The organism is Bradyrhizobium macuxiense (genome assembly GCF_001542415.1).
GTDB lineage: Bacteria > Pseudomonadota > Alphaproteobacteria > Rhizobiales > Xanthobacteraceae > Bradyrhizobium > Bradyrhizobium macuxiense.
Map to the genome: position 1 here is coordinate 81,701 of NZ_LNCU01000019.1, position 26,020 is coordinate 107,720.

The window sequence follows — 26,020 nt, forward strand, 5'->3', positions numbered from 1 at the left end:
GTTGTTCCGTTATCTCAGGGATTGGTCACGTCGACTTTCTTCCAGGTCTGATCGGGGTCGAAGACGATGATGCGGCTCGCGAGGAACTCGGTGCGTGAACCGAGATCCTTTTGGTAGACGGTGCCGACATGATTGACCATGAAGGTCATGACGCCCGAGTTACCGTACTCAGCTGGATAGGCGATCAGCGCAAAGCCGCCGATCATCCTTCCCTTCACCACATAGTTCAGGGCGCCGCCGGGAGCATCGGATCCCTGCGCTTTCAGGATCCGGTAGTAGTAGCCATGATACGGCACGTTTTCCGCTCCGACCTTGTAGCCTTCGCCGGCTGCCTGCGCCGCCAGTTCGCCGAGCGGGCTCTGGTCGTGATCGTCGCGCCAGAACAGGCCATCCTTCTTGCCGGGACTGCTGACGATGCGCGGCGCGTAGATGCCAGGCCCCTCACCGGTTCGGTCCTTATCGGCATACTCGTTCTGGGCGTCGACATAGGCGAGACAGGTCTGGATCGTATCGAGCTCGTTGCGGCCAATGCGGCGATAGAGGATCTCACGGCGACCCGCGGCCGCATCGAATTCCCAGCCATCCCTGTTGTTCACCAAAGGGATCGGGAACGGGAAATCATCTGCACCGAGGATTAGCGTGGCCTTCTTGTTGCCTTCCGCCTTAATGGAGTGCTTTGTGTCATAGGTGGAGAGGAAGGCCTCGCGGGTCTTGGCATCGGCGACTTCATCACCGGACTCGATGATGTCTTCGGCATCACGGCCCAGCACCTTCAGGATCGCGCGCTTCGTGCCGGTCTTGACCGCAGCGGCCAGGGCTGCGGCGGCATCCTCGGGATTTGGATAGGCCTGTTGCGCCTGGGCTGAGGCGATCAGCACCGCCAGGCTCGCCGCCATCGCGACGCTGACGAATGCAATATGGCTCAATCGAGCCATCAGAAAGCTCCTCATCGCGACACCTCCGATCCGGCCGGGACTTGCGCGCCCGCGGCGAGCCACTCGCTGTAAGTGCTGAACTTGAGACCGAGCTTGTCGTAATAGACCCTGAGAAAGCCGTCGCTACCGCGCGTCACGGCTTGGGGTATCACCTGCGCGACTTCCTGCGCCATCACGCCGACATAGGCCTTGTTGCTGCCGAGATAGCTGAAGCGGTAATAGCCAAGCCCGTTGGCGAGATGGCCGAGCAGGACGATGTCGTGTTTCAACGCGATGTCCGACCGCCTGCCGCCTCCACCGCCGCGGAAACCGCCGCCGCCTCCGCCACCACGGAAGCCACCGCCGCCGCCACCTCGGAATCCGCCGCCGCCGCCGGCGAACCCACCGCCGCGTCCGGCCATGCTCATCTGCCCGCGAGCGGATGCCACGCTGGCAGCCCGGCCCGACGACACGTTCCTGAATGCGTTGTCGCGACCGCCACCGCCCCGCGTCGCGTTGCGGCTGCGATCGGCAGTCGTGGCGCGATTGCCGCCACCGCCGCCCTTGCCGCGGTCCGCCGAGCTCGGACGATTGGCACGTTCACCGCCAGGCCGGTCGCGCGAGCTGACGCGGTCGCCGCCACGGTCACCCGCGCCGATGCGATCACCGGTGCCACCACGATTGCCCGTGCCAACGCGGTCGCCGCCACCCGGCCGCTCCTGACCTGGACGAAGCACCTGCTGACCGTCGCGGCCGCGGAAATCCATCCGATTTCCGGCACCAGCCTTGAGATTGTTGTTGCCGAAGCGCTGCTGAACGTTGGTATTGCTGTAGCGAACGCCCTGACGATGCGCCGAATTGTGCTGCCAGCTGTTTCCGATGTTGGTCGTTCGATTGAAGTTGTTGACGTAAAGATTGCGATTGCCCCAATTGCAGCCACCGCCCCAGTAATTGCCCCAGCGCCCGATGGCCCAGGCGGTCCCGAAAGCAATGCCCGCCGCGATAACGCCGGCGCCGATATAGGATGGATAGCCAAAGTAGTAGGGTGGATACTCCGCGTAGGGCCACGCGCCGTAGACCGTCGCCGGCTCGTAATAGGGCACATACATCGTGCCAGGGTCGGTCTGCTCGATGACGATCACCTGCTTGTTCTCCTGGGTCTGTACGCTGACCTTCTGTTGCTTGGTCGTCACCAGCTTGTTGTTGGCCTGCGCCTTGCCGCGCAACCGCTGGATCGCGTCCATGACATCGGCCTGCTGCGCCAGCACGGCGTCACCAAGGCTCTTGGTCCAGTCGAGCTTGTCGCTCATCATCGAGAGCACCGCGGCGGTGCTGGCCAACGCCTTCACGCTGTCGTCCCAGGACTGCTTATCGACTTCGGCCTTGAGCGTGTCGCCCTTGAGGTTTTTGCGCGCGCGCAGCCAGCGGTCGGCCTGGACGACCTCTAGCGGATAGCTCGAGGCCGCCAGCACGTTCGCCAGCAACGCATCGGGATAGAGCGCGATCGGCGCCACCAGCGCTTCGAGCTGCTCGGGCTTGAGCAACTGGTCCGCCGGCTGCGCTTGATCGGAAGGCTGCGGCGGCTGGGCGGTCTGAGCCGGAGGGTTGGTGGTTTGAGCGACCGCGGCGACCGACATCGCCGCCAACAAGATTAGCACGAGCCGGATCTTGCCCAAGCGAAACATTGCAACCTCCATCGACACCGACGGCCACCAGCATCGGCTACCGACATCGCGCCCCTTTGATCGAGATCAAGGAAGGTCGAGCCTTCTCAGCTGCCGAACGTCCTGGCTCGCTGCGTCGCAAGAAGAATGCGGCGGTCGTGGATGAGGTTTTCAAGGCGATGCGCGGCGACGTTCACCGCCGTGACGTCATGCTCGTCGCGGTTGCCCGCGATCGCGCGGCTTCGCTGGTTTCGAAGCAGCCGATCGATTTCGCGCTCAATCTCGTCCAGATCGGACGCGTGCCTGCTTTCCCTAATACGAGGCCCCAGCGCGTAGAGCGCATCGAGCGCCTCCTCCCTGGTCCGCGGCTTGACAGGACGAATGAATTTGAACGCCGCTGCGAGCACCGAAGCCAGCCCACCGGCAATCATTGGCGCGAGAAAGATCACGTTACCCCACTTGTCGAGAAAGCTTTCCCGCGTGCCGTCGTAGAATGCGGCCGCTCCCGGATGCGCGGGAACGAAAGCGTCAGCGGCGGTGTCAGGCGCCGCGATCTGCGCCAGCATGGGCAGCTCCGTGAGCAAGTCCCTGCGCGCATTCATCACGGACTGCGTAAGGTCGCCGATCAGGTCAGCGCCGAGCTTCGTCTGGGCCACGAGATAGAATGACGTCCTGAGCGTGGTCAGATCCTCAGCAGGAATTGCGGGCGAGCCGCGCAGAGCTCCCTTCGGCACATCGAAGCTTTCATAGGCCCGCTCTTTTTCCGCGATCGCCCCCGCAGATTCCACGGCGATCAGCACGGGGCCGGTTCGTGCATTGTGTGGAAACAGGTCGCGCAGCAGCGAGAGATACTTTTCCGTGAGCGGACTCACCAGCAGAACTGCACGAACATCCTTTGCGTCGAGAGCACGCCTGGCATCGGCCGGAGCGAGAGCCTTGAAGGTCACGCCGGCTCGTGTCAGGTCGTATTCATCGGTCAGGACCTTGATGAGCTTCCTGTTGGCGTCACCACCGATGACGCCGATTGCCGACCGCTTCAATTCCGTCACATCCGATGCTGCAGTCCCCGGCGGGGCTACCAACAACGCAACTGCATGCGCAAGCACCGCGACGGCGCGCGCTTCCGAAAGATCGCCGACGTCGCCGCGCACGACCGCAAGGTCGACCTTGCCGGACGCAAACAGGTCGGCAGACTCACGTGGGCCCGCGGTCTGAACCACCTTGAGACGGACCGGCGCCCCCGACTCGGAAAGCCTTCCGGCAATCGCCGACACCAGCTTGGTGACCTCGCCGTCGAGCGATCCCGCAGCAACTGTCAGCGTGGTCGGACGGACATACCACCGATATCCAAGAATGCCGGCACCACCGAGCAGGAGCATCAGCCCGGCAACCAGAGTGATCCGCAGCGGTAGTGGCCATCGGACCGGATCCATGGTGTCTCACTCACGTAGTTTGACTATGGCCGGTGCGCGCACGGGGATTGGCAAACCAGGCCCCGATGGAGACCGCGTCCGATTAGATCTTGCATCGGTGATACGTAACCTCCATCCCCTCAATGCCCGGAAATTGCCGCATGATGGTGTCGTCGTCGACCGTCTTGAGGAAGAACTGCACATTGGACAACATGATGCCTGAAGCGCAACCCACGACGATATTGATGGTCTGGCCGTCGTCCTTCCGGGATTTAATCACGCAATTCTCGAATTTGCCGCGGAGACGATTGGGCTCCGCGATGAAGCCGCCGCCATAGACGCCGGAGAAATTCGTGAACGCAACCTGGTTCGCCCTGCCCTTGCGTGCGAACACCTTGCTGCACTGTTCCGCGCTGGTAGCCCAGGCACCGGCAAGATCGAATGCATGCGCGCTCTCGGGCAATGCCAGGATCAAACTCGTCGCGGCTAATGCACAAATCGCTGCATTCGCTTTCATCCGAATCACCGTGCGATCGTTTGCGCCATCAATGGCCGCTCAAGACCAGGGTTTTGATCGGCAGTAGCAACGCCTGGATTCGAAGCAGCAGTGCATGCACCAGTCCGACAGTATCGATCGCGTGCAGAACAAAAGCCTGCCCCGTGCTGGTGTCCTTGGCCGAGATGATCTCGTGGTTGCTCGTGTAGGCATTGACGATGCAGGAGCTGCCCGCTGTCACGCCGTCCAGGCCTCCCTTGTACAGCGGCTCGAGAAACACCAGGATCGTGCCTGGCCGTGCGATGTTCTGGGCCTCAACCAGTTGTTCTCCGCCGCGGAACTGACCGGCTGCGATGTAGTCCTGAACCGAGGTGATGACCATCGGGATGATCACCCACGGCTTCGAGATGCAGGCCGCCTCGGCGACCATCCCCTCCTTCAGAACCTGAGCCTCAATCTGGCCGAATCCGGCCTGGAGCGACTGCTGCCCCGCCCCCTCCGGAATCAGGACCCCTGCCGGACGCATCAGTGGATTGACGACGTCACCAACCCGGAGAAAGAACTGCTCGACGCGCCCGTTGACACCGGCTCGGATAACAGTCTTGTCGAGATCGACCTGCGCCTGTGCCTGGGCCGCTTCGGCACTCGCTTTTTCTGCCGGCAAGAGCGTCGAAACGCGCAGCGTTGCCGACTGCTTGATGGCGGTAGCGGCATCGATGCCGGCTTGCCTCTGGTCGACTAGGACCTGCAGCTTCTCGATGTCACGCTGCGGCACAATACCGGGATTCCGGCGTTGCAGATCCCGCTTCACATCGAGTTCGTCTTTGGCCTGCTGGTATGCGCTCCGGGCCTCCTGGATCTGCGCCTCCGACTTCACGACGTCGGCCTCGGCCGCCACCAACTGGGCGTCGACTTCGGCAATCTTGCGCTTGGCGGTCTCCAGGGCGGCTGTCTGCTTTGAACTGTCCAGCCGGAAGATCACCTCACCTTTGGTAACCGGCGCGCTATATCCGATGTCGACCTCGGCAACCCGGCCCGAAGTTTCCGGAAGAATCGGAACGGTGCGGTAAAACAGCGCAGCGCTGGTCGTCGAAGGATGGAAATAGAAGATCGTCGTAATCAGTGCCACCGTGAGCATCAGGCAGCCGGTGATACCCCATCGAAGCTCGTACCAGACCGAGTAGAACGTGATCTCCTTGCCGAAGCGCTTGCCCTGCACATAGCGGCGAAAGAGATAGTCAGGGAGGATCGTCAGCAGCGAACAGAGGATCAGCTCAAACATGGCCGTGCGCCTCGCGCTTGGGCATGTCGGTCTCCTTCACGCCCGATTCCTTGCCGATCGGCGGCTCTGCCTGCTCCCTCATCGTCTCTTCCACCTTGGCATCGGTGTCCGAGGCATCGGCGATTTTCTCGACGGACCCCGCAATGCTGCGCAATGGTGTCCCGAAATCCGGAATGTCGATCAGGGCAAGCAGCAACCCCGCCACCCAGAACGCATGGATGTGCGTGAACAACGAGATCAAACCGAGAATTGCGACGATCTCGAATTGCAGCTTCTCCGACTTGTGCGCCATCCGCTCGGGCAGGCTGTGCAGGCGCCAGTAGAGATTACCGACGTAGAGCACGGCGGCGACCAGGAAGATGCCCATCGCCACCATTAAGACGTCCGTCTCTCCCGCCGGCGGCGCGAGATAGAATGGCAGATGATGCGGCGCCAGCGGATGGAGCTGTTCGCTCAAGCTTTATCTCCCGGTCGATTTCGGGCCTCGTGCAGCTTCCGATCGCATAGTGCGAGCCGCCATTCAGAGGAGATTTGATCTGGATCAAGGGAACGCCGAAGACCGATCCTAGCGTTGGCAAGAGATCGGTCCCAGGAGGCCCAGGCCATGCCAGACAAGATCGACGATCTGATCCCGAATGCGCGCGAGATCCAGAAAGAGGTGGCGGTCAAGGAGGCAGAGAAGGCCGAGGAGTACGCCCGCCGCGCCGCCGCGGCGGAAGCCGAGAAGCGAGCCTTGATCGAACGGCTGAGCAAGCCGTCGGGGCTCACCGAGGCAGAAAAGATCAAGCTCGCGTCGACCGTGATCCAGCGGGCAGTGCGGAATGGGCTGACAGAAGTACAAGTCTACCGCTTCCCGAACACGCTCTGCACCGACAAGGGACGTGCCATCAACCAGATGGAGCCGGGTTGGCAAATGACCCTGACCGGAATCCCGAAGGAGATCTACCAGCTCTGGGCGGATTACCTGCAGCCGCGCGGCTATCGCATCCGCTACCAGATCATCGATTTTCCCGGCGGTGTACCTGGCGATATCGCCGTCATCATCGCCTGGGGCGATTAGTCCTGTTTGAATTTGGGCAAGGCGAACATGGCCAAGGACGCACCGGCGGAGAAGATGAAGCGCAAGGTCTACGAGAAGGAGTTGCAGAAACTGCAGGTCCAGCTCTGCCATCTTCAGGAATGGGTGAAGGCGAACAGGCTGCGAGTGATCATCCTGTTCGAGGGACGCGATGCCGCCGGCAAGGGCGGCACGATCAAGGCACTGACCGAGAAGGTCAGCCCGCGGGTGTTTCGCGTGGTCGCCCTTCCCGCACCGTCCGATCGTGAGAAATCGCAGCTCTTCCTCCAGCGCTACATGCAGCATTTTCCGGCAGGCGGCGAAATCGTCATCTTCGATCGCAGTTGGTACAATCGCGCCGGCGTTGAATATGTGATGGGCTTCTGCACCCCCGCGGAGCACAAGCGCTTCCTCTCGCTGTGTCCGCAGATAGAGCAATACGCTATCGAGGGCGGCATCACCCTGATCAAGCTCTGGCTCGAGGTCGGGATGGAGGAGCAGGAGCGCCGCTTCAATGCAAGGATCGACGATCCGTTGCGGCAGTGGAAGCTAAGCCCCATGGATACGGAATCCTACCGACGTTGGTATGATTACTCCCGCGCGCGCGACCTGATGTTCAAGGCGACCAACTCCAGGCATGCTCCCTGGTATATTATTCGTTCCGACGACAAACGGCGGGCGCGTCTCAACTGCATCTCGCACATCCTGAGAACCATCCCCCATGGCCGCGTGCGTCGCGAGAAGGTCAAGCTGCCCAAACGGTCGCAGAAGGGCCGGTACAACGACCAGACCAGCCTGCGCGGGTTGAAACTGGTCGCCGAACGGTACTGACCGAGCGGGCCGCGCGATGGCGCGGCCCGCTCGCCCGATCTCTACTTCAGGCGTATCGTGACCCCGCCAACGGCGGCCGAGACTTCGGCGCCAACCTTCGGGCCGCTGAGCTGCAGGATGACGCCATTGGCGTTCTGCAATTGCACGCCTCCGGCACCGGCGGCGAGCGCGCCGCCTGCGCCGGCCACGCTGTAAGAGCCTTCGATCGAGCCCGGCCCCCTCAGATTGATGGCCCGCCCGACGAACCTAGTGGTGGAGGCGCCGATCGTGAAGCCAACGCTCATGCCCGACACGGTGAACGGGTAGTGCCTGCCGCGAAGCATCAGGACGCCCTCCCCGCCTCCGACGCCGATAACGAAGCCGCCCTTGGTGAAGATCACGGCAACCGATCCGGTTTCAGCCTGCGAGGAAACGCTGAAACCACCTATTCCCATCACCAACGCAATCAGAGCAACGAGCAGACGAGTCTTCATGTCTTTCCCTCCGGGGACCAGGTGCGATAACGAACTATTGTGCGAGCAGCATGGCGAAATAGCCGAAGATGGTGAGCAGGATGCCCGATACCGCATAGCCGACCGGGAATCCGATCCAGGGCACTGAGCTCTGGATCTCGACCGCGGCCTCGCGGCACGGGCCGGAATGCGACCGCGCGCCGGCGACGCCCCCCATCAGCACCGCAGGGTTGATCTTGAAAATGTGGTAGCCGATCGCCCAGACGATGAAGGGTGGAATCGTGCAGGCGATGAAGCCCGCGATGAAGATCTTCAGCGCAATCGCACCGGTCAACTGCGACAGCAGTCCCGCACCGGCATTGACGCCGACAATGGCCACAAAGACGACGAGACCGAGATCTTCCAGCACATTGCGCGCCGCGTTCGGCGTATTGCCGAAGAAGCGCAGGCGCGAAACCACCGAGGAGACGATCACACCCGACAGCAGCAGGCCGCCGGCATTGCCAAGCCCGACCTTGGCGCCGAACGCCGGGAATTCGATCAGGCCGATCAGGAAGCCGAGGATCATTCCGGCTGCGAGCGTGAGCAGGTCCGTCGAGGTGTTGGTCCGCGCGATGCGTCCCCACATCTCCCCGAGCTCGCTGACGGCGGACTTCAGGCCGACGACCGAGACGATGTCCATCCGCTGCAATTCGGTCTTGAGACCGGCCGGGATCGTCACACCACTACGTTCGACCTTGGTGACCTGAAGCTGACCCGCGACCGCTTCCCCGCGGAATGACTCGAAGGTCCGCCCGACGACCTCCTTGTTGGTGACAAGGATCTCGGCCTGATCGAGCGGAATGTTCAGCGCCTTGGCATCGGCGACCTCGGGGCCGATGAGGCCCATCTTCTCGGTCAGGTGCTCGATCGCGCCGCCAAGCGCGATAATGTCGCCCTTCTGCAGCACCAAGTCCGTATCCGCACCCATCTGCTGCCCGCCACGCAGCACATTGACGATCCGATATTCGGGATCCGTCTTGCGGAAGTCGGCGATGCTCTTCCCGATTGTCCCGGGGCTTTCGAGCCTGTAGGCACGCAATCCGAATTGGCGATAGCCTGTCAGCCCGCCGCCTTCGAGATCCTTGACGCCGAACTCTTCCTCGTACTTCTTCGCCGCCGCCCTGGCGTCGACACCCCACCACCGCGGCAAATATTTGCAGATCAGGATGATGCCGACGGTGCCCCAGATGTAGGTGATGCCGTAGGACAACGCGATCATGCCGGATGCATCCTCGGGCTTCATGCCTTCGGGCAACTTCACGACGCCTGATGTGACCGCCTGCTCCGCCGACCCGATCGCAGCCGACATGGTCTGCGAGCCCGCCAGCATGCCGCCCGCCGCGCCGACCGGCAGCTGGAACAGCTTCGCACCGATCACGACGAGCGTCAGTCCGAGCACGCTCGATACCAGCGCGAGGACGAAGAATTTCAGACCCTCGCCCTTCAAACTGTTGATGAAGGACGGTCCGACCCGCAGGCCGACGCCATACATGAACAGATAGTAGAACAGGCTCTTGGCGAAATTGTTCAGCTCGAGCTTCACGCCATAGGTCGAGGCCAGAACCGAAACACCGGCACCCACCACGATGGCGCCTGCCACCATGCCGAGCCCGTAGCCTTTGACGCTGGCGCGGCCGATCCAGACGGCGAGGCCAACGACGAAGAACAGCAGCAGATAGGGATTCTGCTGCAGGAACGTGAAGAAGCTTTTCATGACCGTCCCCTCCCGTGGCTCACGACGCCGCCTTGAACTCTGGCGCGGCGGCGGCTTTGGGCTTGCCCATCCTCGCCAGTGCCTCGGTCTTGACGAGCTTCAGGCCTTCGGTTGCGTCGTAACCGTGGATCTCCTTCACATCGAGCTTGCGCATGAAGTCGATGGTCTCCTGGGTGATGACCTGCCCCGGCACCATGATCGGGAAGCCCGGCGGGTACGGGATCACGAAGTTCGCGGAGACGAGGTCCGGGCCGCTCTTCAGGCGGCGGTCGATTTCCGGATCGTTGAGCCGGATGTATTCGCACCCGCCTGCGTCGTAGGCCGAATAAAAGCCGCCGCGAATGTCGCCTTCATTGGTCCTGGAGCCGGCGTCACTGCGATAGCTCGGATGGAAATGCGAGAAATTCGGCAGGTCGGGTACATTCTTCATCAGGCTGCCGACGCGTGCCTCGAAGTCGACCCTGGCATTGGCGCCGCCCTGGGCCAGGCGACGATCGACCTCACCGGCGATCTCTGCCAACACCCGCACAAGATGAGCGACGTCGCTGCGGGTGTTGTTGATATTCGACTGGATCAGGACCGAGTTGCGCGAGGTCTTGTTGACCTGGATGTTGTAACGGCTAGCCAACAGTCCCTTGAACTGCGTGCCGTCGAAGCCGGCGGTGCCGCAGACCAGCGTCATGCGCGTCGGGTCGAGGCAGAATTCGTCCTCGTCCAGGCTCTTCAGGGCCGCCGCCCAATTCATACCGGGCGTCAGGTAGTCGACGAAGCCGCTCTGGCGATATTGCGCGGGCACCATGGCATCGGCACCGAGCACCAGGAAATACCTGGAAATCAATGGATTGTTGTTGACGGCCTGCCGGATCGCGAATGCGATTTCCATGGCGTTGGCCACGAGACCGTAACCCTCCAGCTCCATCTGCCTTCGCGACACGTCGAGGCTGGCGATGAGCTGCTGGTTCGGACTGGTTGAGGCGTGGGTGAAGACGGCCTCCTTGAACTGTGCCTCCACCGTATGGAATTCAACGTCCTTGACGGACAGCATGGAGCCCTGGCGGATCGCTGACATCGACTTGTGCGTGGAGTTGGTCTGGTAGACCCGCAGCCGGATCTTACGCGGATCGGGGATCAGCCTGGTCTCGAGCAGCACCTCGTCGGGAGGGTTCTTGCCGAGTTCGGCCTGCTGCTTCTCGTAGGCCGCGACCGAATTCGGATCGCGCATCCACGCCTCGATCTCGTTGGCAGCCCCCATCGCGGTTCGTCGCCGCAGGAATGGCGAGAACCGTGCAAAGCCGAACCAGGCCTCGTCCCAGAGGAAGATCAAGTCCGGCTTGATCGCAAGGCATTCCTCCATCACCCGTCGCGTATTGTAGATGTGACCGTCGAAGGTGCAGTTGGTCAAATCGATCATCTTGATCCGGTCGAGCCGACCATCCGCTTTCGCATTCAGGAGTGCCTGCTTGATCGTCTTCAGCGGAACGGCGCCGTACATCGAATACTCGGTCATCGGGAACGCTTCGACGTAGAGCGGCTGCGCGCCGGCCAGCACCATGCCGTAGTGGTGCGACTTGTGGCAGTTGCGATCGACGATCGCGATGTCGCCGGGCGCCAACAGGGCTTGGACCGCCATCTTGTTCGAGGTCGAGGTGCCATTGGTGACGAAGAAGACACGATCGGCACCGAGCGCCCTCGCCGCCTTGTCCTGCGCCTTCTTGATGTTGCCAGTTGGCTCCAGCAGACTGTCGAGGCCGCCCGTGGTTGCGCTGCTCTCGGCCAGGAACAGGTTCAGGCCGTAGAATTCACCCATGTCGCGGATCCAATCCGACTTGAAGACGGATTTGCCGCGCGCGATCGGCAACGCATGGAAGGTCCCGATCGGCCGTTGGGCGTATTTCTTCAGATTCTCGAAGAACGGCGTATCGAAGCGGTCCTGCACGCCTTCCAGAATCGAAAGGTGCAATTCCAGGATATCCTCGACCGAGTAGAACACGCGCCGCACCACGTCGGCTTCCGGATCGCCGGCCATGTTCTCGACGTCACGATTGGACATCAGGTACAGGTCAAGCTCCGGGCGGACCCGCTTCAGGATGTGAGCCAACTGCAGCGCGGAAGCATCGGAGTCCTCGTCGAGTCCCATGGCGGCCGACATGGCACGAAGCACGGGCGCATCGTGACGCGAGCGCCAGCCGAAGCCCTCGTTGATCACCACGGCAGCAATATTGGGGTTGAGCACGGTGGCACAGAAGGCGTCCTCGACGCTGCCGACGAGGACCGGTTCATAGATGAATGCATCGACCGGACGCCGCAGCCTGCGCCATTCGGCCGCGAGCGCCGGCCAATTGTTGGCCGATACCCCTGTCACGATCAGTGTCTCGAAGTAGGGACGACGTGCCGCAGACTGGCCGAAAGTCGGCGGAAGCAGATCGGGGACGTCACCATCACCCTCATCCTCGGCATTCCAGTCGCCAGCATGATGCCGGAACGACTTGGTCTGCAGCGCCTGCACGATCTGCGTCACGAGCGCGAGCGATTTGGCGGCGTCGCCGACCGCGGCGGCTTCCTTCAGGGCAGCCATAAGATGAACGCCAGGATAGCCGTGATACTCTTCCGTGATTGCGAGCCCCGACAACGCCGCGTCATATTTGGCGCGATCCCCTCCCTTGCTCCAGGCCCTGGCGGCATCAAGCAGATCACGCCAGTTGTCGGCCCGTCCGCCCGGTCCGGAGAAGAACTGATCGATGCGCGGCTGTGCCGGTTCGGTGATGGGCATGGTCGGTCTCCCGCTCCTGTTGATTGCGCCGATGGTGCGGCCGCCTCACACGGTCCCTTTGATCCAAGTCAAGCCGAGGCAAGCTCGATGCGGCGGAATGCGCCGCAATCAACCCTCAGCCGGCGGCTTTCTGTCGCTCAGCACGCTATCGAGCGTTCGCATCCACTCGTTGCTGTCGGTCTTGTCCGCGAGGCCGTCCGCCTTCAAGACCTCGCGCAGCTGCGCATGGGCGCCGACGATGCACAAAGTGACGGAACGAGACGCCAGTTCGGCATGGAGGTCGCGCAGCATCTGAGAGCCCGCCAGGTCGATGAAGGGCGACGCCGAAAGATCGCAGACGACCAGCCGGACGTCAGGCGACGACCGCAACGCCGCAAGGACGCTATCCAGAATGGTTTCCGCGTTGACATAGAGGAGCGAGGTTTCGGGGCGGAAGGCGATGATGCCGACCAGGGGCTCGACACCCTCGTGCCGGGCACGATCGGAATAGCGCCCGCTGCCCGGAAGGCGGCCGAGGAAGGCAACATTGGGCTGCGACGCACGGAGCAGCAGCAGGAAGATGGAGGCAAGCGCTGCCAGCAGGACGCCTTCGAGAATGCCGAGAAACAACACCGAAACCAGGGCGATACTCGCCGCGTAGAAGTCGATCCGGCTGATCCGCCACATCCGCATCAAGGCGCCGATATCGACCAGCCTGTACACTGCGGCGAACACAATGGCTGCCAGAACGGCCTTCGGCAGATTGGTCAGGAGGCCGGTGAAGAACAGGAGACACAGCGAAAGGGTGACCGAGCAGAGGATCAGCGCCAGCGGCGTGCGCGCCCCGGCCGAGTCGTTCACCGCGGATTGCGACAGGCCGCCCGCCACCGGATAGGCATGACCGAACGCTACGGCCAGATTTGCGGCGCCAAGTCCGAGGAACTCCTGCCTGACGTCCAGTGCGTAGCCGTATTTCGTCGCAAAGCTCCGGGCGGCCGAGACCCCTTCGACATAAGCCAGCACCAGACACCCGGCGGCAACCGGAAACAGCTCATCGAATTCGAGCAAGCCAAAGCGCGGCGGCGCGAGTGCCGGCAACCCCTTCGGGATCTCACCGGTCACGGGCACGCCGAGCGCCGGCAAGCCCGCAATTGATGCGACCAGGATCGACAGGGCCACCACAACAAGGCCGACCGGCTTTCCCGGCAGTCGCCGTTCGCCGACGAGCAGAAGCAGGATTGCGACAAGACCAATAACCAACACCAGCGGCTTGGTATCGCCAAGCTGCCCAGCGAGCCGGATGGCCCGATCAAAGAACTGATGTCCTCCGCCCGTAACACCGAACAAGCCCGGCAACTGGCTCATGATAATCGTGAGCCCTGCCCCCGCCTTGAACCCCACGAGAATACTGTCGCTGATCAGTCGCACCAGCAGGCTCAACCTGAACAGCCAGGCGAGCAGGCAAAGCGCCGCAACGGAAAACGCAACAAGGCTCGCGATCTGCCCATAACGCACCGGGTCGCCTCCGCCCAAGGCTCCGACCGCGCCGGCAATCATCAGCGAGATCGCCGACGTCGGCCCGACGGCGAGCTGGCGGGACGAGCCAAGGACGGCATAACCTATGCCGCCGAGCAGGTACCCGTAGATGCCAACCTGCGGCGGCAGGCCTGCAAGACCGGCATAGGCCAGCGACACCGGGATCGCGTAGGCGGCAAGCGTGACTCCCGCAATCGCGTCCGAGCTGAGCCACGACGCTCGATATTCGCCAACCCAGCTCGCCGGCGGAAACAACCGAAGCCAGTTCGCATGCTGCAGGGATAGGCTCATGTCCGCCGTCTGTGCGTTGGCCGAGCGCTCCCTTGGCGCCAGTCGCATCAAACCGGCTTGATCTAGGTCAAGCTTCGCTCCTGGCCTCGCAGAGCAACAGCGCGACCAGCAGCGCGACGACGGGAAGGCCGAGTGCCACATTGGGCATCCCCTTCGTCGCAAAGGCACCGATGGCCGCCCCCACTCCGAACGCAACGCATACGCTGGCAAAGATACCCGAGCGACGAAGCATCTGTGGCTGACTGCCTCCGGCGGCCGCGGCGAAGAGGCCTTCGATCGCCTGGCGCAGGTTTCCGGTGATCATCACCGAGCTGTAGGTGGCACCCTCGACCTTGGTGAAGACCGCAGTTTGCATCGCAGCGACGAACGAGATGCCGATCGTTCCCGCTAGGTCCGGCAGTCGATTGTGCAGGATGGCGACCGTCACCAGCAGCACGATCTCGACCAGTATAGTCATCTCGCCGGCACGACCTCCCACGGTATGGCGCAGCCACGACGCAACCACCACGCCAAGCGTGAACGCGGCGAGCGGGGGAACGAAATGGAGCGCCTCCTGCCAACGGCCGGCCGTACCTTGCACCCAGAGCAACACGAGGTTGGCCGTCTGTGCGTTCGCCATCACGCCGTGAATGATCCAGGTGTAGGCGTCGAGATAGCCGCCTGCGAAGGCGAGCAGAAGCGCAATATGAACCATCTCCTCCCGCCGGATCGGCGGACTGCGCGCGGCATCCAACGAGCTCATGTGATTGACGTTGGGCGTAGCGGATCCTGCATTGGCCCATAAGTCGCGGCTCGAACTCTGCCTGGCTTGATCTGGATCAAACCGCCTCCGGTTCCAGAGGACGCAAATTGCGCCGTCGAGCCGCCGGGGAAGCGACCATGGACACCATCAGGTGGATCATCTCCACCGCTCCGGAAATCTTCCTGCTTCTGGCGGTCGCCATCGGCACGATCCTTGGCCGCATGCGAATCCGCGGGTTTTCAATCGGCACCACGGCTTGCATCCTGGTCGTATCCGTTCTCATCGGCCAGCTCGGCAGCTTCAGCTTCCCGGCGCTGCTTCGGGTGATTCTCTTCAGCCTGTTCGTGTTCACAATCGGCTACAAATCGGGGCCTGAGTTCTTCGCCTCGCTGAGCATCCGCACGCTCGCGCAGGTCGTCATGGCGCTTGTGCTCGGCTGCACCGGCCTCCTCATCGTGCTGATCTTCGCCTTCAGCTTCGGGCTCGACCCCGGCACGGCATCCGGTCTCGCCGCCGGCGCGCTGACGCAATCTTCCGTGATCGGCACGGCATCCGGTGCACTGACCCAGCTCGGACTGCCGAAGAATGTATTGGAGCAGCAGGAGGCGAACATCGCTGCCGGCTACGCTGTAACCTACGTGCTCGGCTATATCTTGACGCTCCTCTTTGTTCCGTTTGTCGCCCCGAGGCTGATGGGCGTCAACTTGAAGGTCGAAGCGAAGAAGCTCGAGGCCGAGCTCTCGGGTGGCGAGCCCCCTAAGTCGGAGAACTTGCACTATCGCAAATTCCAGGCGCGGGCCTATCGCGTCTCGGCGGCGACCGGACGGACTGTCAAGGCGATCGAAGACGCGATCGGAAGCCGCACCGTCATCGAGCGGATCGTACGGCAAGGCGCCGATATCGAGCCACATCTCGATACTGTACTCGAGGCAGGCGACGACATCGTCATGTCCGGACCAACCGCGGCCATCGTCGCGGCCAAGCCGGTCATCGGCAGCGAAATCGAAGCGGATGAGATCTTGGGGGCGATCCCCGGCAACGTGATCAAAGTCCTGGTCGACAACCGCAAGCTCCACGGCCGTTCAATCCGGGAGGTCGCCGACCGCGTCGGGAGCGATGCCCGCGGCGTATTCCTGCGCACGCTGACCCGCATGGGTCGCGAGGTTCCGCTCAGCCCGGACACCAGGGTCTATGTCGGTGACGTCATGACGTTGGTCGGCAGCACCCACAATATCGAGCACGCCGCCGCGCATGTCGGGCAGATCGTGCGTTCCGGCGACCGTAGCGACATCGCCTTTCTCACCGCGGGCATCGCCGCAGGCCTGCTGGCAGGTCTCGTCAGCTTCAAGGTCGGCGGCATCGCGCTGACGCTCGGCGGCGGTGGCGGCGCGCTGATAGCGGGCCTCCTCTGCGGCTGGCTGCGCTCGCGCCGGCCGACCATGGGCGCAATTCCACCCGCCGGACAGCAGACAGTGAGCGATCTCGGCCTCGGCGGCTTCATCGCAGCGATTGGTCTTGGCAATGGGCATGCCGCGTGGACTGCAATCCAGGGGCACGGCGCGTTGCTCGTGGGCATGGGGCTTGTCGTCACGCTGGTGCCACTGATGGTCGCGACCCTGTTTGCGTACCATGTGCTTCGCATGAACCCGGTCATCACTTGCGGCGCGCTGGCCGGCGCCATGACGGTTGATGCCGCGGTGACCGGAGCCTGCGAGGTCGCCGAGAGCCAGACGCCGGTACTCGGCGTCGCGGTGCCCTACGCGGTAGGCAACGTCGTCCTGACTGTCCTCGGCCCGATCATCGTGGCCTGCACCTTCACTGGCTAGGGAGGAGTGGATGCGGCGACATGCTTTCCCGAGTTGGCCGATCGCGGCCGCACTGCTCGTCCTGATTTCTCTGCCCGTTTCGGCACGCGCCGGCGATCAGGCCGCACCGCAAGCGATTCAGGAGGAAATCTGGGCACTGCCGTTGCCGCTCCCGATGTTCGCCTATCTGGTTCGTCCGGTTGGCGATGGCCCCTTCCCGCTGGTGATCATGAATCACGGGGTGTCGCTCAATCCCAGGGAGCGTAGCTTCTTCCCGCTGGTCGAATTCCGCGATGCCGCAATGTGGTTCGCGCAGCGTGGATACCTCGTCGTGGCGCCGGTCGGCACGGGATATGGCGCGGCGGCAATCGACATTCCCGAGCGCGGGCTCTATGGCCCGTTCTTCTCCAAGGTCGGCAAATGCACGAACCCGAACTTCCTGGATCCGGGCCTCGCGGTCGCGCAGGTCGACCTCTGGATCATCGATTACATGGCCGCCGAAAAACGGATCGTACCGAAGGATGTGATCGTGGTCGGGCAATCCGCCGGCGGCTGGGCCTCGATCGCGCTGTCGAGCCTCAACCCCGCGCAAGTCAAGGCCATCATCACCTTCGCGGCAGGCCGCGGCGGCCGCGTCGATGGCAAACCCAACAACAACTGCGCACCCGACAAGTTGGTCGAGGCGACCCGCGAGTTCGGCCGCACATCGCGCATTCCCATGCTCTGGATCTACGTCGAGAACGACACCTTCTTCGGTCCGGCCCTGTCCAAGCGCATGTATGAGGCCTTCACGGCTGCCGGCGGCCGGGCGGAATACCATCTGCTGCCGCCATTCGGCAACGATGGCCACTTCCTGATCGGCTCGGCCGACGCGATCCCGATCTGGTCGCCGCTTGTCGAACAGTTTCTGAGCCGACTTCGATAATGGGCCAGACAAGCCTGGGAGCAACAGCCATGAGCACGCCTTATAGTCGTCGACGCCCGCACCCCAAACAGCCTGCCGTCGCAGCATTCCTGCTGCTGGCGGCCAGCTGCGGCTTTGCGCACAGCCAACAGGCCCCAGCACCTAGCAATGCCCCCAAGGTAGACCCGGCCGAAGTCCCGACCCGCGGGCAGCGTCCGCCGCGGGAGATCAAATACGGCGATTGGCGCAAGCTCTGCTTCAAGGCCGGGAGTGCAAAGATGCTCTGCCGGACCACCATCACCGGCACATTCGAGACCGGCCAGACCGCGGTCCGCATCGATCTGATCGAACGCCAAGACGGAGGCGCCCGGCTACAACTTTTCCTGCCGGTCGGCCTTTACCTGCAAGCCGGCGTAACGCTCTCGGTCGACCAGAAAGAGCCATACCGATTTCCGTACACATGGTGTCTGAGCAACGCTTGCATCGCGGCTCACCCCGCCGATCCTAAGCTCATCATGGAAATGGAGTCGGGACGAACACTTGCGCTGGAGGTGGTCGATTCCAATATCCTGTCAGTTACGACATCGATACCGCTTGAGCGGTTCGGATCCGTAAGACACGATGCTCCGGCACAAACGTTCGATCAGCCCATCGACGAATGATGATGCAGGGCGCAGACTACAATGCCGTCCTCAGAAGCCGCTCGATCGGCTCGATCAGCGACCGCGCCGTGAACGGCTTGGTCAGATAGGCGATGCACCCCGATGCCACCGCGGCCATGCGCGTCGTATGATTGTCGTTCCCCGTGATGTAAATGACCGGCAAGTTGACGCCCAGATCCGCCAGGCGATGTCGCAGCTCGATACCGGAACCGTCGCTGAGATTGACATCGAGAATGAGACAAACGGCGCTCTGAAAGTCGCCATGCCTTAGCAAGGCTGCACCGGTCTCGAACAGTTCGGATGCGAAGCCGTGCCCCCTCAGCAGCCGCTTGATGCCTCTGAGCATCGAGGGATTATCATCCACAACGAAAACGAGATTCCGCGTCGGCAAGATGGTCGGCCTCGGCTACTTTCCAGATTCGATTGCTGATCCCGCGCCGCAAGGTTAATCCTGCGGATCAATCGCTTGAGGCGAATTCCATTTACCAGCCGACGCTCCCCGCAGCCCACGGCTCATTGTCACATACGCCCTGTCAAAACTCTTTCATATTGTCCCTTTGGACAGGGAAACTGCGCATACGGCATCGACGGCTCGTATCAACCGCGTTGACTCGCCGCCGGATCAAGCATGCCAAGTCGCTCCGCGATCGAGACCAGCTCTGCAAGGGACTGGACCTGCATCTTTTCCATGACCTCGTGGCGATGCGCCTTCACGGTACGCTCGGTCGTTCCAAGTTCGTGAGCAATTTGCTTGTTGATCTTGCCCCGCACGATCAGCTCAAATACCTGACGCTCCCGTGGCGTTAGGGTCGCAATAAGGGCGCGTAGCGCTTCGAGCTTGCTGCGCTGGCTGAGCGCGAGTTTCTGGCGAGCCATGGCGCGCTCGATCGCACCGATCAGTTGCTCCGACGAGACCGGCTTTATCAGAAAATCTTCGGCCCCTGCCTTGATCGCTCTCACAGTTGTCTCGGTATCGGCGTGTCCGGTAAGGAACACGATCGGGAGAGTCGAACCGAGCTCGATCAGGCGACTTTGAAGTTCCGGTCCGCTCAGGCCGGGAATGCGCACGTCAAGCAGAATGCATCCCAATCCGTGATTGTCTGGAAGCCGATCCAGCAACTCTTGCGCCGACGAATAGACCGCAACATCGTAGCCAGCGAGCTTGAGCCGACGCTCGATTGCTGTTCGAAATGACGTATCGTCGTCAACCACGTGAACGTAGCCGGGCAACATTCTCTCCTGCGCGATCGACAAATAAGTTGGTCGATCCGACCGTGGAACAATGTCCGCAAAGGCAATGCTTAGAAATACTGCATTCGTCTTATGAACAAGTCTCGTTACGCTTGCGCCGGTGGCTCCAGGTTTCTTCTGGCGAAACATTCCCGCAGATCGGATCTCTCAAACTCGATGAAGTTGCCTAAGGGTCGACTGGGCCACCAGGGGCAGCGACAAATGAAATACCGCTCCCCCGGCCGACTGGTTTTCTGCCCAGATTTGCCCATTGTGGGCCAGTATAATCGTTCGCGCGATCGACAATCCGATTCCCATTCCCTGCTCTTTCGTCGTGAAGAACGGGTCAAATATCTCGTTCAACTTGTCCTGCGGTATTCCCGGACCGGAATCCGAAATCGAGACCACCGCAGAGGCATCGCCGTTGACCTCTGTCCGGGCGATGACCGTGCGCCCGTAGGGCATCTTGGCCATCGCATCCATGCTGTTCACGACAAGATTGAGTATGACCTGCTGCAACTGCACGGGGTCGCCCTTGACCCGAGGTGCTTCCGCGGAAGTCTGCAGATAGAACGCAACGTTGTGCGCCGAAGCCTGCAGCGACAGAACATCAAAGGCCTCGCGCATGGTCTGGTTGAGATCGATCTCCGTTGTCTCAAAGGGCGCACGTTTCAGGAGGCTCCGCATCCTCCGGATCACTTCGCTTGCGCGCAGGTCGTCGCGCTTGATGTCGGAAATGATCTCCCTCACCTCATCAAGATCAGGCGTTTTCGAGTGCAGGATCAGCTCTGCCGACTCCGCGTTGGTCAGGATCGAACCGAGCGGTTGATTGAGCTCATGGGCGATTGACGAGGAAAGCTCCCCTGCTGTCGCGTGCCGATTGATGTGAGCAAGTTCAGACAAGCGCTGGCGCGACTCGACCTCCGCCCGGCGTCGCATGTGCCGCTCGTGCAGCAGAAACGCAATCAGCCCGGCCTGGATCAGAAGCGCTGCCCCAAGGGCGACTGCGCGCCAACGATACTTTTCGAGGAACGACGGTTCGCGAAAACGGACCTCGCTGCCTGAGGGCAGGTTCGATTCATTGACGCTCCAGCGCTCCATTTGTTGCCAATTAAAGATCGGCTTCACGACATCGACGACTGATAACGGAATGCTTTCCGGATTTTCACCGTCCAGGATCCGCAGCGCGCTCTTCGCCGCCTCCGCCCCGATCAGGGTCGGGGCAATAACGAAGCCGCCGATTCCGCCGGGCCCGAGATATGTCTCCGACGCCACCACGATCGGCCGGTTCGCCCTTTCGGCAACGACGGCAAGCGCGTCGGATGGCGGAAAGTAGTTGCCGTTGCCGTCGGTATAAACTCCTAAATAAATGATCGCGCTGTCGCCGGGCAGCGTGGCCACCCGATCGAGGAGTTCTGCCATGGGTCGCCCAACGATCTCGACGACGTTGAGACCCTCGATCCTGGTGGCAATCTCGTCCTTCCAGTTGCGGAAGAGCACCTGGCGCTCCCAATCTGCTCCCACGACGACCGCCGTTGCGAGGTTGGGCACTACAGCGCGCGCAGCCTTTACGGCATCGCTGAATTTCACGGATATGATGCCGCCGGTCACATAGGGAGGCGGGCGCAACCGCGCAAAGTCGCGTTCCTCGACCAAGGCGAAAACGACTGGTGTATCCGGCCATAGTTTCGAATGCCAGCGCAGCACCAGCTCCAGGGTCGCGCCGCCAATCGCCACTACCACGCCAATCGGCCGGTCGCGGTACTTTGCCTCGAGAAATTGGCGAAAATCCTCTTCATATCGTTCGCCCCCAAACCGGTTGAGATCGAGACTCTCGGTGTAGATGGTGGTCTCCGCTGCCGAATGTTCGCTGACCATCGCCCGCAACCCCGAAAACACCTGGTAGTAGAACGGTCCACGTCGGTCAGATTGGTCCAGTACAAGCATGGAATGCGGCCGCGCCTCATGCGCCCGGAGACCGGCCGGGAAAAGCAGCGCCATCAGCAAGATGATCAGCCTGGAGAGCCGGATTGCCTTATCCATAACGTTCGGAGCCGGAGGCAAGGTCGTGGGAAAGACTAGCACCAGATTGCGGCCATGAGAATGGACCGGAGACGCGCTCCGGCAACTACGAACCATTGTCGCAATCCCGCGCATCCTGTCCTTTGGGACAATGACCTCAAGGCCAATAGCGACAGCCTGTGCGTGTATCGTAAATCAGGGCGCGGACACAGCATTTCGAGCCGCGGCTGACGACGTACTTAGTATTTGGTACAAGCAGGGGGGCTATCCATGTTTGCTCACGTCAAGGCCAGCCCGACCTACCCTCCCGGCATTCTCGGCGGTCTGACAGCCAGCCACGTCACCTTCAGCACCAGCGAATTCAACTACCGCAAGGGTACCGAAATCTACGGTGAGAAGGAGCCAGCAGAGTACGTCTATCAGGTCGTTTCAGGCGCGGTCCGCAGCTATAAGCTCCTTTCCGACGGGCGCCGCCAAATCGGTGCCTTTCATCTGGTCGGGGACATTTTCGGACTGGAGAACGATGACGCTCATCGTTTCACCGCCGAAGCCATCATGGACACCACGGTGCGACTGGTCAGACGGTTGAGCCTGGAGCGGGTCGCGCATTCAGACCCCGTGCTCGCTCGCAACCTTCTCGTCATGACGACCAGCAACCTGCAGCACGCCGAAGACCATATGCTGCTTTTGGGCCGCAAGACCGCGCTGGAGCGGGTCGCCGCCTTCCTGCTTGAAATGGATCGTCGGTTGACGGGGGTCGACGTCGTCGCCTTGCCGATGTGCCGACGGGATATCGCCGACTATCTCGGCCTGACACTCGAGACGGTATCGCGGGCGTTGTCCAAACTGCACGCCTACGGTGCGCTCAACTTCCTCGGCTCCAACCAGCGCGAAATCATGCTGGTGGACCGCGATCAACTGGCTCGGCTGGATACCTAAGACGTGGACGCATCAATTGGCGCGACGCTGATCTGCATCCGCTATGGTTGCAGGCTCTCGTCCGGATTTGACGGAGCTGATCGGCACCGCGATTTCAAAGATCGATCCGTTCGAGCCCGATTGGCACAATCGCAGGGATCCCCCGTGGTTCTCCATAATCGTACGACTGATTGCGAGGCCTAATCCCATGCCTGATGTCTTGGTGGTGAAGAACGCATCGAAGATCCGTTCTCGATCCCCCGCTGGAATTCCGGGCCCCGAGTCTTGAATGGATATCAGCACGGCCGATCCCTCCCGGACTTTGGTCGTCAATCTGAGTCGCCGCATTTCGGGAGCAGAAGAGCTCGTCGCATCAATTCCATTCCTTATCAGGTTCAGAATGACTTGCTGCAATTGTGCGGCGTCGACGCTGATGTACGCCAGGCTATCCTGAAACTCGGTCAATGCCGCCACTTGACTTGCCTGCAATTCTGGTTCGGCAAGACTTAATGCTTGCCGAACGACATCTTCCACCCGCACAACCGTCCGGTGGTCTGCGGCTTCCTTGAATAGCGCGCGGACACCCGCGATCACCTGATTTGCGCGCAAGCTGTCCGCTTCTATGTCTCCAAGTATGGCATCCACCTCCTCCAGGATGGGCGGTTTGGAACGGAGCTGAGCAAGGGCGGAGCTTGCGTTGAGAGAGATAGCGGCCAGCGGCGTGCGAACCTCATGGGCGATCGCCGCAGTCGCGGCGTCCACGCTCATAAGCCGATTGGCGCGCTCGCGACGCAACAACGAAAACGCGTTGGCAAGGCGGGAATACAGCACCGTCATTTCGGTCAGCAACAGGCTTAACAGCATGAAGCTGGCAATGAGCGCAAAGCAACGTGCGGCGTACCAGCCAAGAGAAAATCTTGCGGAGCTGGCGAGAGCGGCCACCGCAAAGTTCGGCATCCAAGCTGCCAGGACTACGATGAGCCAAACATCCAGAATTGTGTGTCTGCGAGACAATAGCACCGCAAGGACGATGCCGTACCACAGCAACAGACCCACATTGACCCGATTTCCCAGGTTGGTTTGCCGAATGACGTCATCCGTGTAGAAGGCCGGCAGTTTTCCGACCCCGGCGGTCACCAGCCATACCAGTGCGACTATCACGATGAGTACGGCCAAGATCGTGAGCCCGATTGAAGCTTCCGCCGGTCTTCCGGGTTGCCCGATAGGTGCCTCTTCATCCTTCAAAAGCGCGTAGATGAGTATCCCCAGCGGGAACGTCATGTGCCACAGAACGAAGAACCAGGCCGGGCTGTTAAATCCGTCGCCGATGAGGCCTGCGGGAGAATATGCCCCGGGAAAGCTGAGCGTCTGCAGGAACGCAAACGACGCACTACACAGGTAGGCGCACCCGACAGCCAGGAGGGCCCGCTTTGGCAGGATCAAATATTGCGAAAACAGCAAGACTGCCGTGATGAGGTCAGCGACGGCCAGAACCGTTTGAAGCACGGGGACAAACGCGTCAACCCGAGCCAGCTGTGTGTTGGCGAACGGTGCAACCAGTGCCGCTACGATCACCAGGACGATGATGACAGCGACCGCGGTTCGGCGCTGCGCTGCCGTAGCCGGAATTGTCGCAATCGCTATTGGATAGTCTTGATTCGGCTGCCGCGCAGCAGCCGTGTCATTTGCGAGCAAAGCTGCCCCCAATATCGATGCGTCACGCTACCAAGTCCATGAGTCCGCGGCCCGGATCGCCGATCTAGGACGACTTCACCAGCGACGCTTGCCGTTCGATCGTCTTTTGCAGCACCTCGAACAGGATCGCGGTCGACCAACCAAACATCATAACTCCGTTCATGGCCGCCATCGGCCCGATCAGGAGCCACTCCTTCACCGGCGTGACGTCACCATAGCCGAGCGTCGTGTAGTTGACAAAGGCGAAGTACAGCAAATCGCTCCCGGCAGGCGCTACTCGAAGCACCCAATAGGCCAGCGCCCATACCGCAATCTCCAACGTATGGCCCAACATCAACACCAGCGCCGCCGCGACCATCACGCCGGCGAGTTGCAACGCGTTCCGCGCAGATGCACCGAGGGCCACGGTCCGCAGGAGTCCGATCACGGCGACAGTCACGAGCGAATGAATCGCGATGTTGATCGCACTCACCACTGCTCCCATGAGAAGCTGAAACAGCATCGCGTCATGTCCTCGCCCGGGGGGCGTGGTCGTCGCGTATCCACGCCGTCATCAGCTCCCAGGCCACAGCCAAAATGATCGGACCGATGAACAGACCGACGATGCCGTGGGCCAGCGTCCCCCCGATCACGCCAACGAAGATGACCAGCGTCGGCGTGGTAAGGCCCCGTCCCATCACGAGCGGCTTGAGAACATTGTCGAGGACGCCGACCACCAGGAAAAAAACGGTCAATACCAGAGCCGGAGCAAAATCCTTCGTCGACCAGAGCCAGATGATGACCGGAAGCAGCACGATCGCGGCCCCAATCTGCACGATGGCGAACAGCATCACGACGAAGGCCAACAGGCCCGCGCTCGGAATCCCCGCCAGCTTGAAGCCGATGCCCGCCAGCAGGGACTGCAAGACGGCGACGCCGATGACGCCTTGGGAGACCGCGCGTATGGTTGTCCCGGCCAGATCCAGAAAATGCTCGCTCTGCTCGGGCACGACGCGGGAGAGGAAGCCTCGGCAAGCCGCCGCAAGCTGCGACCCATACGGAAACAGAAAGCCCGCCAGCGCCACGGCGATCAGAAACTTCAGTGTTCCCACGCCGGCATTTCCTGCGAATGCAAACAGGGTCCCGGCCAACGGCTTCAAATACGGGACGACCTCACCCAGGACAGCGCGGAGATTCGTCGATGCCTTGTCCCACAACTGGTAGAGCGGCGCGCCGATCAGCGGCCAATCCTTGACCTGATCAGGTGGAGACGGAACGGCTATGCTCCCGGCGCTCAATTGCGCGGCGATGTCCCTCACGCCCTCTACAGCCCCAACCCCGAGCCACGTCGCCGGCCCGATGACGATCCCGAGGCTGACGATGGTCAGAAACGCCGCAGCCACCCTGGGACGGCCGCCGAGCCCTCGCGAAAGCGAGGTGAAGACGGGATAGAGCGCGACGGCAAGAACGATGCTCCAGGCAAGGACCGGCACGAAAGGTTCGATGATCACGAAGGACCAGTAGATCAGAAGCGCCAGCAATCCGAGCCGGATTGCGAACTGGATGAACTCGTCTCCGGCTACGAGCTGGCGAAGGGTCCTCACGGGCGCGCCCTCAGTTGAG

General features: G+C 61.8%; 23 protein-coding genes. 6 read left to right on the forward strand and 17 right to left on the reverse strand.

Features of this window, described 5'->3' with window-relative positions; translation table 11 throughout:
- Positions 1-14 precede the first annotated feature (14 nt).
- The 6 genes from AS156_RS04200 to AS156_RS04225 all read right to left on the reverse strand — a co-directional run bounded on the left by AS156_RS04200 (position 15) and on the right by AS156_RS04225 (position 6,225).
- Positions 15-896: a DUF2950 domain-containing protein gene (locus AS156_RS04200; protein WP_430641777.1), complete on the reverse strand. Its 882-nt coding sequence runs from the start codon at positions 894-896 to the stop codon at positions 15-17.
- A gap of 50 nt (positions 897-946) precedes the next feature.
- Positions 947-2,599, reverse strand: coding sequence for a DUF3300 domain-containing protein (locus AS156_RS04205; protein ID WP_066500638.1), 1,653 nt, complete (start codon positions 2,597-2,599; stop codon positions 947-949).
- 86 nt (positions 2,600-2,685) lie between these two features.
- Complete coding sequence (locus tag AS156_RS04210; protein WP_066500400.1) at positions 2,686-4,011, reverse strand: TAXI family TRAP transporter solute-binding subunit; 1,326 nt, start codon at positions 4,009-4,011, stop codon at positions 2,686-2,688.
- Between the two features lie 82 nt (positions 4,012-4,093).
- The gene (locus AS156_RS04215) at positions 4,094-4,507 is read right to left on the reverse strand and encodes a hypothetical protein (RefSeq protein ID WP_066500401.1); all 414 of its coding nucleotides are present in this window, start codon (positions 4,505-4,507) and stop codon (positions 4,094-4,096) included.
- 28 nt (positions 4,508-4,535) lie between these two features.
- Positions 4,536-5,768 (reverse strand): HlyD family secretion protein, encoded by a 1,233-nt coding sequence (locus tag AS156_RS04220; protein ID WP_066500402.1) that lies wholly within the window; start codon positions 5,766-5,768, stop codon positions 4,536-4,538.
- Positions 5,761-6,225, reverse strand: coding sequence for a hypothetical protein (locus tag AS156_RS04225; RefSeq protein WP_082747315.1), 465 nt, complete (start codon positions 6,223-6,225; stop codon positions 5,761-5,763). Before AS156_RS04225 ends, AS156_RS04220 begins: the two co-directional genes overlap by 8 nt.
- 147 nt (positions 6,226-6,372) lie before the next feature.
- Here AS156_RS04225 and AS156_RS04230 point away from each other — a divergent pair, with 147 nt between their 5' ends.
- Both AS156_RS04230 and ppk2 read left to right on the forward strand, forming a co-directional pair.
- Positions 6,373-6,828 (forward strand): hypothetical protein, encoded by a 456-nt coding sequence (locus AS156_RS04230; protein ID WP_066500404.1) that lies wholly within the window; start codon positions 6,373-6,375, stop codon positions 6,826-6,828.
- Positions 6,829-6,855: 27 nt separating this feature from the next.
- Positions 6,856-7,656, forward strand: a complete 801-nt coding sequence (gene ppk2, locus AS156_RS04235) for a polyphosphate kinase 2 (protein ID WP_066500640.1) — start codon at positions 6,856-6,858, stop codon at positions 7,654-7,656.
- Between the two features lie 41 nt (positions 7,657-7,697).
- Here the strand turns inward: ppk2 and AS156_RS04240 are convergent, their stop codons facing one another.
- The 5 genes from AS156_RS04240 to AS156_RS04260 all read right to left on the reverse strand — a co-directional run bounded on the left by AS156_RS04240 (position 7,698) and on the right by AS156_RS04260 (position 15,182).
- Complete coding sequence (locus AS156_RS04240) at positions 7,698-8,129, reverse strand: hypothetical protein (RefSeq protein ID WP_066500406.1); 432 nt, start codon at positions 8,127-8,129, stop codon at positions 7,698-7,700.
- A gap of 34 nt (positions 8,130-8,163) precedes the next feature.
- Positions 8,164-9,864, reverse strand: coding sequence for an aspartate:alanine exchanger family transporter (locus AS156_RS04245; protein WP_066500408.1), 1,701 nt, complete (start codon positions 9,862-9,864; stop codon positions 8,164-8,166).
- 19 nt (positions 9,865-9,883) lie between these two features.
- Positions 9,884-12,634: an aminotransferase class I/II-fold pyridoxal phosphate-dependent enzyme gene (locus AS156_RS04250; RefSeq protein WP_066500410.1), complete on the reverse strand. Its 2,751-nt coding sequence runs from the start codon at positions 12,632-12,634 to the stop codon at positions 9,884-9,886.
- 108 nt (positions 12,635-12,742) lie between these two features.
- Positions 12,743-14,440 (reverse strand): SulP family inorganic anion transporter, encoded by a 1,698-nt coding sequence (locus AS156_RS04255; protein WP_066500642.1) that lies wholly within the window; start codon positions 14,438-14,440, stop codon positions 12,743-12,745.
- A gap of 67 nt (positions 14,441-14,507) precedes the next feature.
- Positions 14,508-15,182, reverse strand: coding sequence for a YoaK family protein (locus AS156_RS04260; RefSeq protein WP_066500413.1), 675 nt, complete (start codon positions 15,180-15,182; stop codon positions 14,508-14,510).
- A gap of 137 nt (positions 15,183-15,319) precedes the next feature.
- On the opposite strand from AS156_RS04260, the gene AS156_RS04265 reads away from it, so the two are divergent.
- Genes AS156_RS04265 through AS156_RS04275 form a run of 3 tightly spaced genes read left to right on the forward strand, consistent with a single transcriptional unit; the run spans position 15,320 to position 18,553 of the window.
- Positions 15,320-17,008: an aspartate:alanine exchanger family transporter gene (locus AS156_RS04265; RefSeq protein ID WP_066500416.1), complete on the forward strand. Its 1,689-nt coding sequence runs from the start codon at positions 15,320-15,322 to the stop codon at positions 17,006-17,008.
- Between the two features lie 10 nt (positions 17,009-17,018).
- Positions 17,019-17,912 (forward strand): alpha/beta hydrolase family protein, encoded by an 894-nt coding sequence (locus AS156_RS04270; protein WP_066500418.1) that lies wholly within the window; start codon positions 17,019-17,021, stop codon positions 17,910-17,912.
- Positions 17,913-17,941: 29 nt separating this feature from the next.
- Positions 17,942-18,553 (forward strand): invasion associated locus B family protein, encoded by a 612-nt coding sequence (locus AS156_RS04275; protein WP_066500648.1) that lies wholly within the window; start codon positions 17,942-17,944, stop codon positions 18,551-18,553.
- A 16-nt stretch (positions 18,554-18,569) separates the two neighbouring features.
- On the opposite strand, the gene AS156_RS04280 is transcribed toward AS156_RS04275, so the two are convergent.
- From AS156_RS04280 to AS156_RS04290, 3 genes are all read right to left on the reverse strand, one after another.
- A complete protein-coding gene (locus AS156_RS04280; RefSeq protein ID WP_347336606.1) occupies positions 18,570-18,917 on the reverse strand; it encodes a response regulator transcription factor in 348 nt (115 codons plus the stop codon).
- 233 nt (positions 18,918-19,150) lie between these two features.
- Positions 19,151-19,783, reverse strand: coding sequence for a response regulator transcription factor (locus tag AS156_RS04285; RefSeq protein ID WP_066500652.1), 633 nt, complete (start codon positions 19,781-19,783; stop codon positions 19,151-19,153).
- Between the two features lie 168 nt (positions 19,784-19,951).
- The gene (locus AS156_RS04290; protein WP_066500420.1) at positions 19,952-21,826 is read right to left on the reverse strand and encodes a sensor histidine kinase; all 1,875 of its coding nucleotides are present in this window, start codon (positions 21,824-21,826) and stop codon (positions 19,952-19,954) included.
- 249 nt (positions 21,827-22,075) lie between these two features.
- On the opposite strand from AS156_RS04290, the gene AS156_RS04295 reads away from it, so the two are divergent.
- Positions 22,076-22,744: a helix-turn-helix domain-containing protein gene (locus AS156_RS04295; protein WP_066500423.1), complete on the forward strand. Its 669-nt coding sequence runs from the start codon at positions 22,076-22,078 to the stop codon at positions 22,742-22,744.
- A 12-nt stretch (positions 22,745-22,756) separates the two neighbouring features.
- Here the strand turns inward: AS156_RS04295 and AS156_RS04300 are convergent, their stop codons facing one another.
- From AS156_RS04300 to AS156_RS04310, 3 genes are all read right to left on the reverse strand, one after another.
- Entirely contained in the window at positions 22,757-24,418 is a 1,662-nt protein-coding gene (locus AS156_RS04300; protein WP_066500429.1) for a sensor histidine kinase, read from the reverse strand.
- 64 nt (positions 24,419-24,482) lie between these two features.
- Complete coding sequence (locus AS156_RS04305) at positions 24,483-24,920, reverse strand: potassium channel family protein (RefSeq protein WP_066500433.1); 438 nt, start codon at positions 24,918-24,920, stop codon at positions 24,483-24,485.
- A 4-nt stretch (positions 24,921-24,924) separates the two neighbouring features.
- The gene (locus AS156_RS04310) at positions 24,925-26,001 is read right to left on the reverse strand and encodes an AI-2E family transporter (protein WP_066500435.1); all 1,077 of its coding nucleotides are present in this window, start codon (positions 25,999-26,001) and stop codon (positions 24,925-24,927) included.
- Positions 26,002-26,020: the final 19 nt, after the last annotated feature.

Bases quoted from the DNA above. Each gene is read 5' to 3' on its own strand.
- AS156_RS04250 (WP_066500410.1), bottom strand. From the start codon at position 12,634: ATGCCCATCACCGAACCGGCACAGCCGCGCATCGATCAGTTCTTCTCC.
- AS156_RS04200 (WP_430641777.1), bottom strand. From the start codon at position 896: ATGGCGGCGAGCCTGGCGGTGCTGATCGCCTCAGCCCAGGCGCAACAG.
- AS156_RS04230 (WP_066500404.1), top strand. From the start codon at position 6,373: ATGCCAGACAAGATCGACGATCTGATCCCGAATGCGCGCGAGATCCAG.
- ppk2 (WP_066500640.1), top strand. From the start codon at position 6,856: ATGGCCAAGGACGCACCGGCGGAGAAGATGAAGCGCAAGGTCTACGAG.
- AS156_RS04275 (WP_066500648.1), top strand. From the start codon at position 17,942: ATGAGCACGCCTTATAGTCGTCGACGCCCGCACCCCAAACAGCCTGCC.
- AS156_RS04205 (WP_066500638.1), bottom strand. From the start codon at position 2,599: ATGTTTCGCTTGGGCAAGATCCGGCTCGTGCTAATCTTGTTGGCGGCG.
- AS156_RS04260 (WP_066500413.1), bottom strand. From the start codon at position 15,182: ATGAGCTCGTTGGATGCCGCGCGCAGTCCGCCGATCCGGCGGGAGGAG.
- AS156_RS04255 (WP_066500642.1), bottom strand. From the start codon at position 14,440: ATGAGCCTATCCCTGCAGCATGCGAACTGGCTTCGGTTGTTTCCGCCG.
- AS156_RS04270 (WP_066500418.1), top strand. From the start codon at position 17,019: ATGCGGCGACATGCTTTCCCGAGTTGGCCGATCGCGGCCGCACTGCTC.
- AS156_RS04295 (WP_066500423.1), top strand. From the start codon at position 22,076: ATGTTTGCTCACGTCAAGGCCAGCCCGACCTACCCTCCCGGCATTCTC.
- AS156_RS04215 (WP_066500401.1), bottom strand. From the start codon at position 4,507: ATGAAAGCGAATGCAGCGATTTGTGCATTAGCCGCGACGAGTTTGATC.
- AS156_RS04245 (WP_066500408.1), bottom strand. From the start codon at position 9,864: ATGAAAAGCTTCTTCACGTTCCTGCAGCAGAATCCCTATCTGCTGCTG.
- AS156_RS04305 (WP_066500433.1), bottom strand. From the start codon at position 24,920: ATGCTGTTTCAGCTTCTCATGGGAGCAGTGGTGAGTGCGATCAACATC.
- AS156_RS04240 (WP_066500406.1), bottom strand. From the start codon at position 8,129: ATGAAGACTCGTCTGCTCGTTGCTCTGATTGCGTTGGTGATGGGAATA.
- AS156_RS04265 (WP_066500416.1), top strand. From the start codon at position 15,320: ATGGACACCATCAGGTGGATCATCTCCACCGCTCCGGAAATCTTCCTG.
- AS156_RS04220 (WP_066500402.1), bottom strand. From the start codon at position 5,768: ATGTTTGAGCTGATCCTCTGTTCGCTGCTGACGATCCTCCCTGACTAT.
- AS156_RS04210 (WP_066500400.1), bottom strand. From the start codon at position 4,011: ATGGATCCGGTCCGATGGCCACTACCGCTGCGGATCACTCTGGTTGCC.
- AS156_RS04290 (WP_066500420.1), bottom strand. From the start codon at position 21,826: ATGGATAAGGCAATCCGGCTCTCCAGGCTGATCATCTTGCTGATGGCG.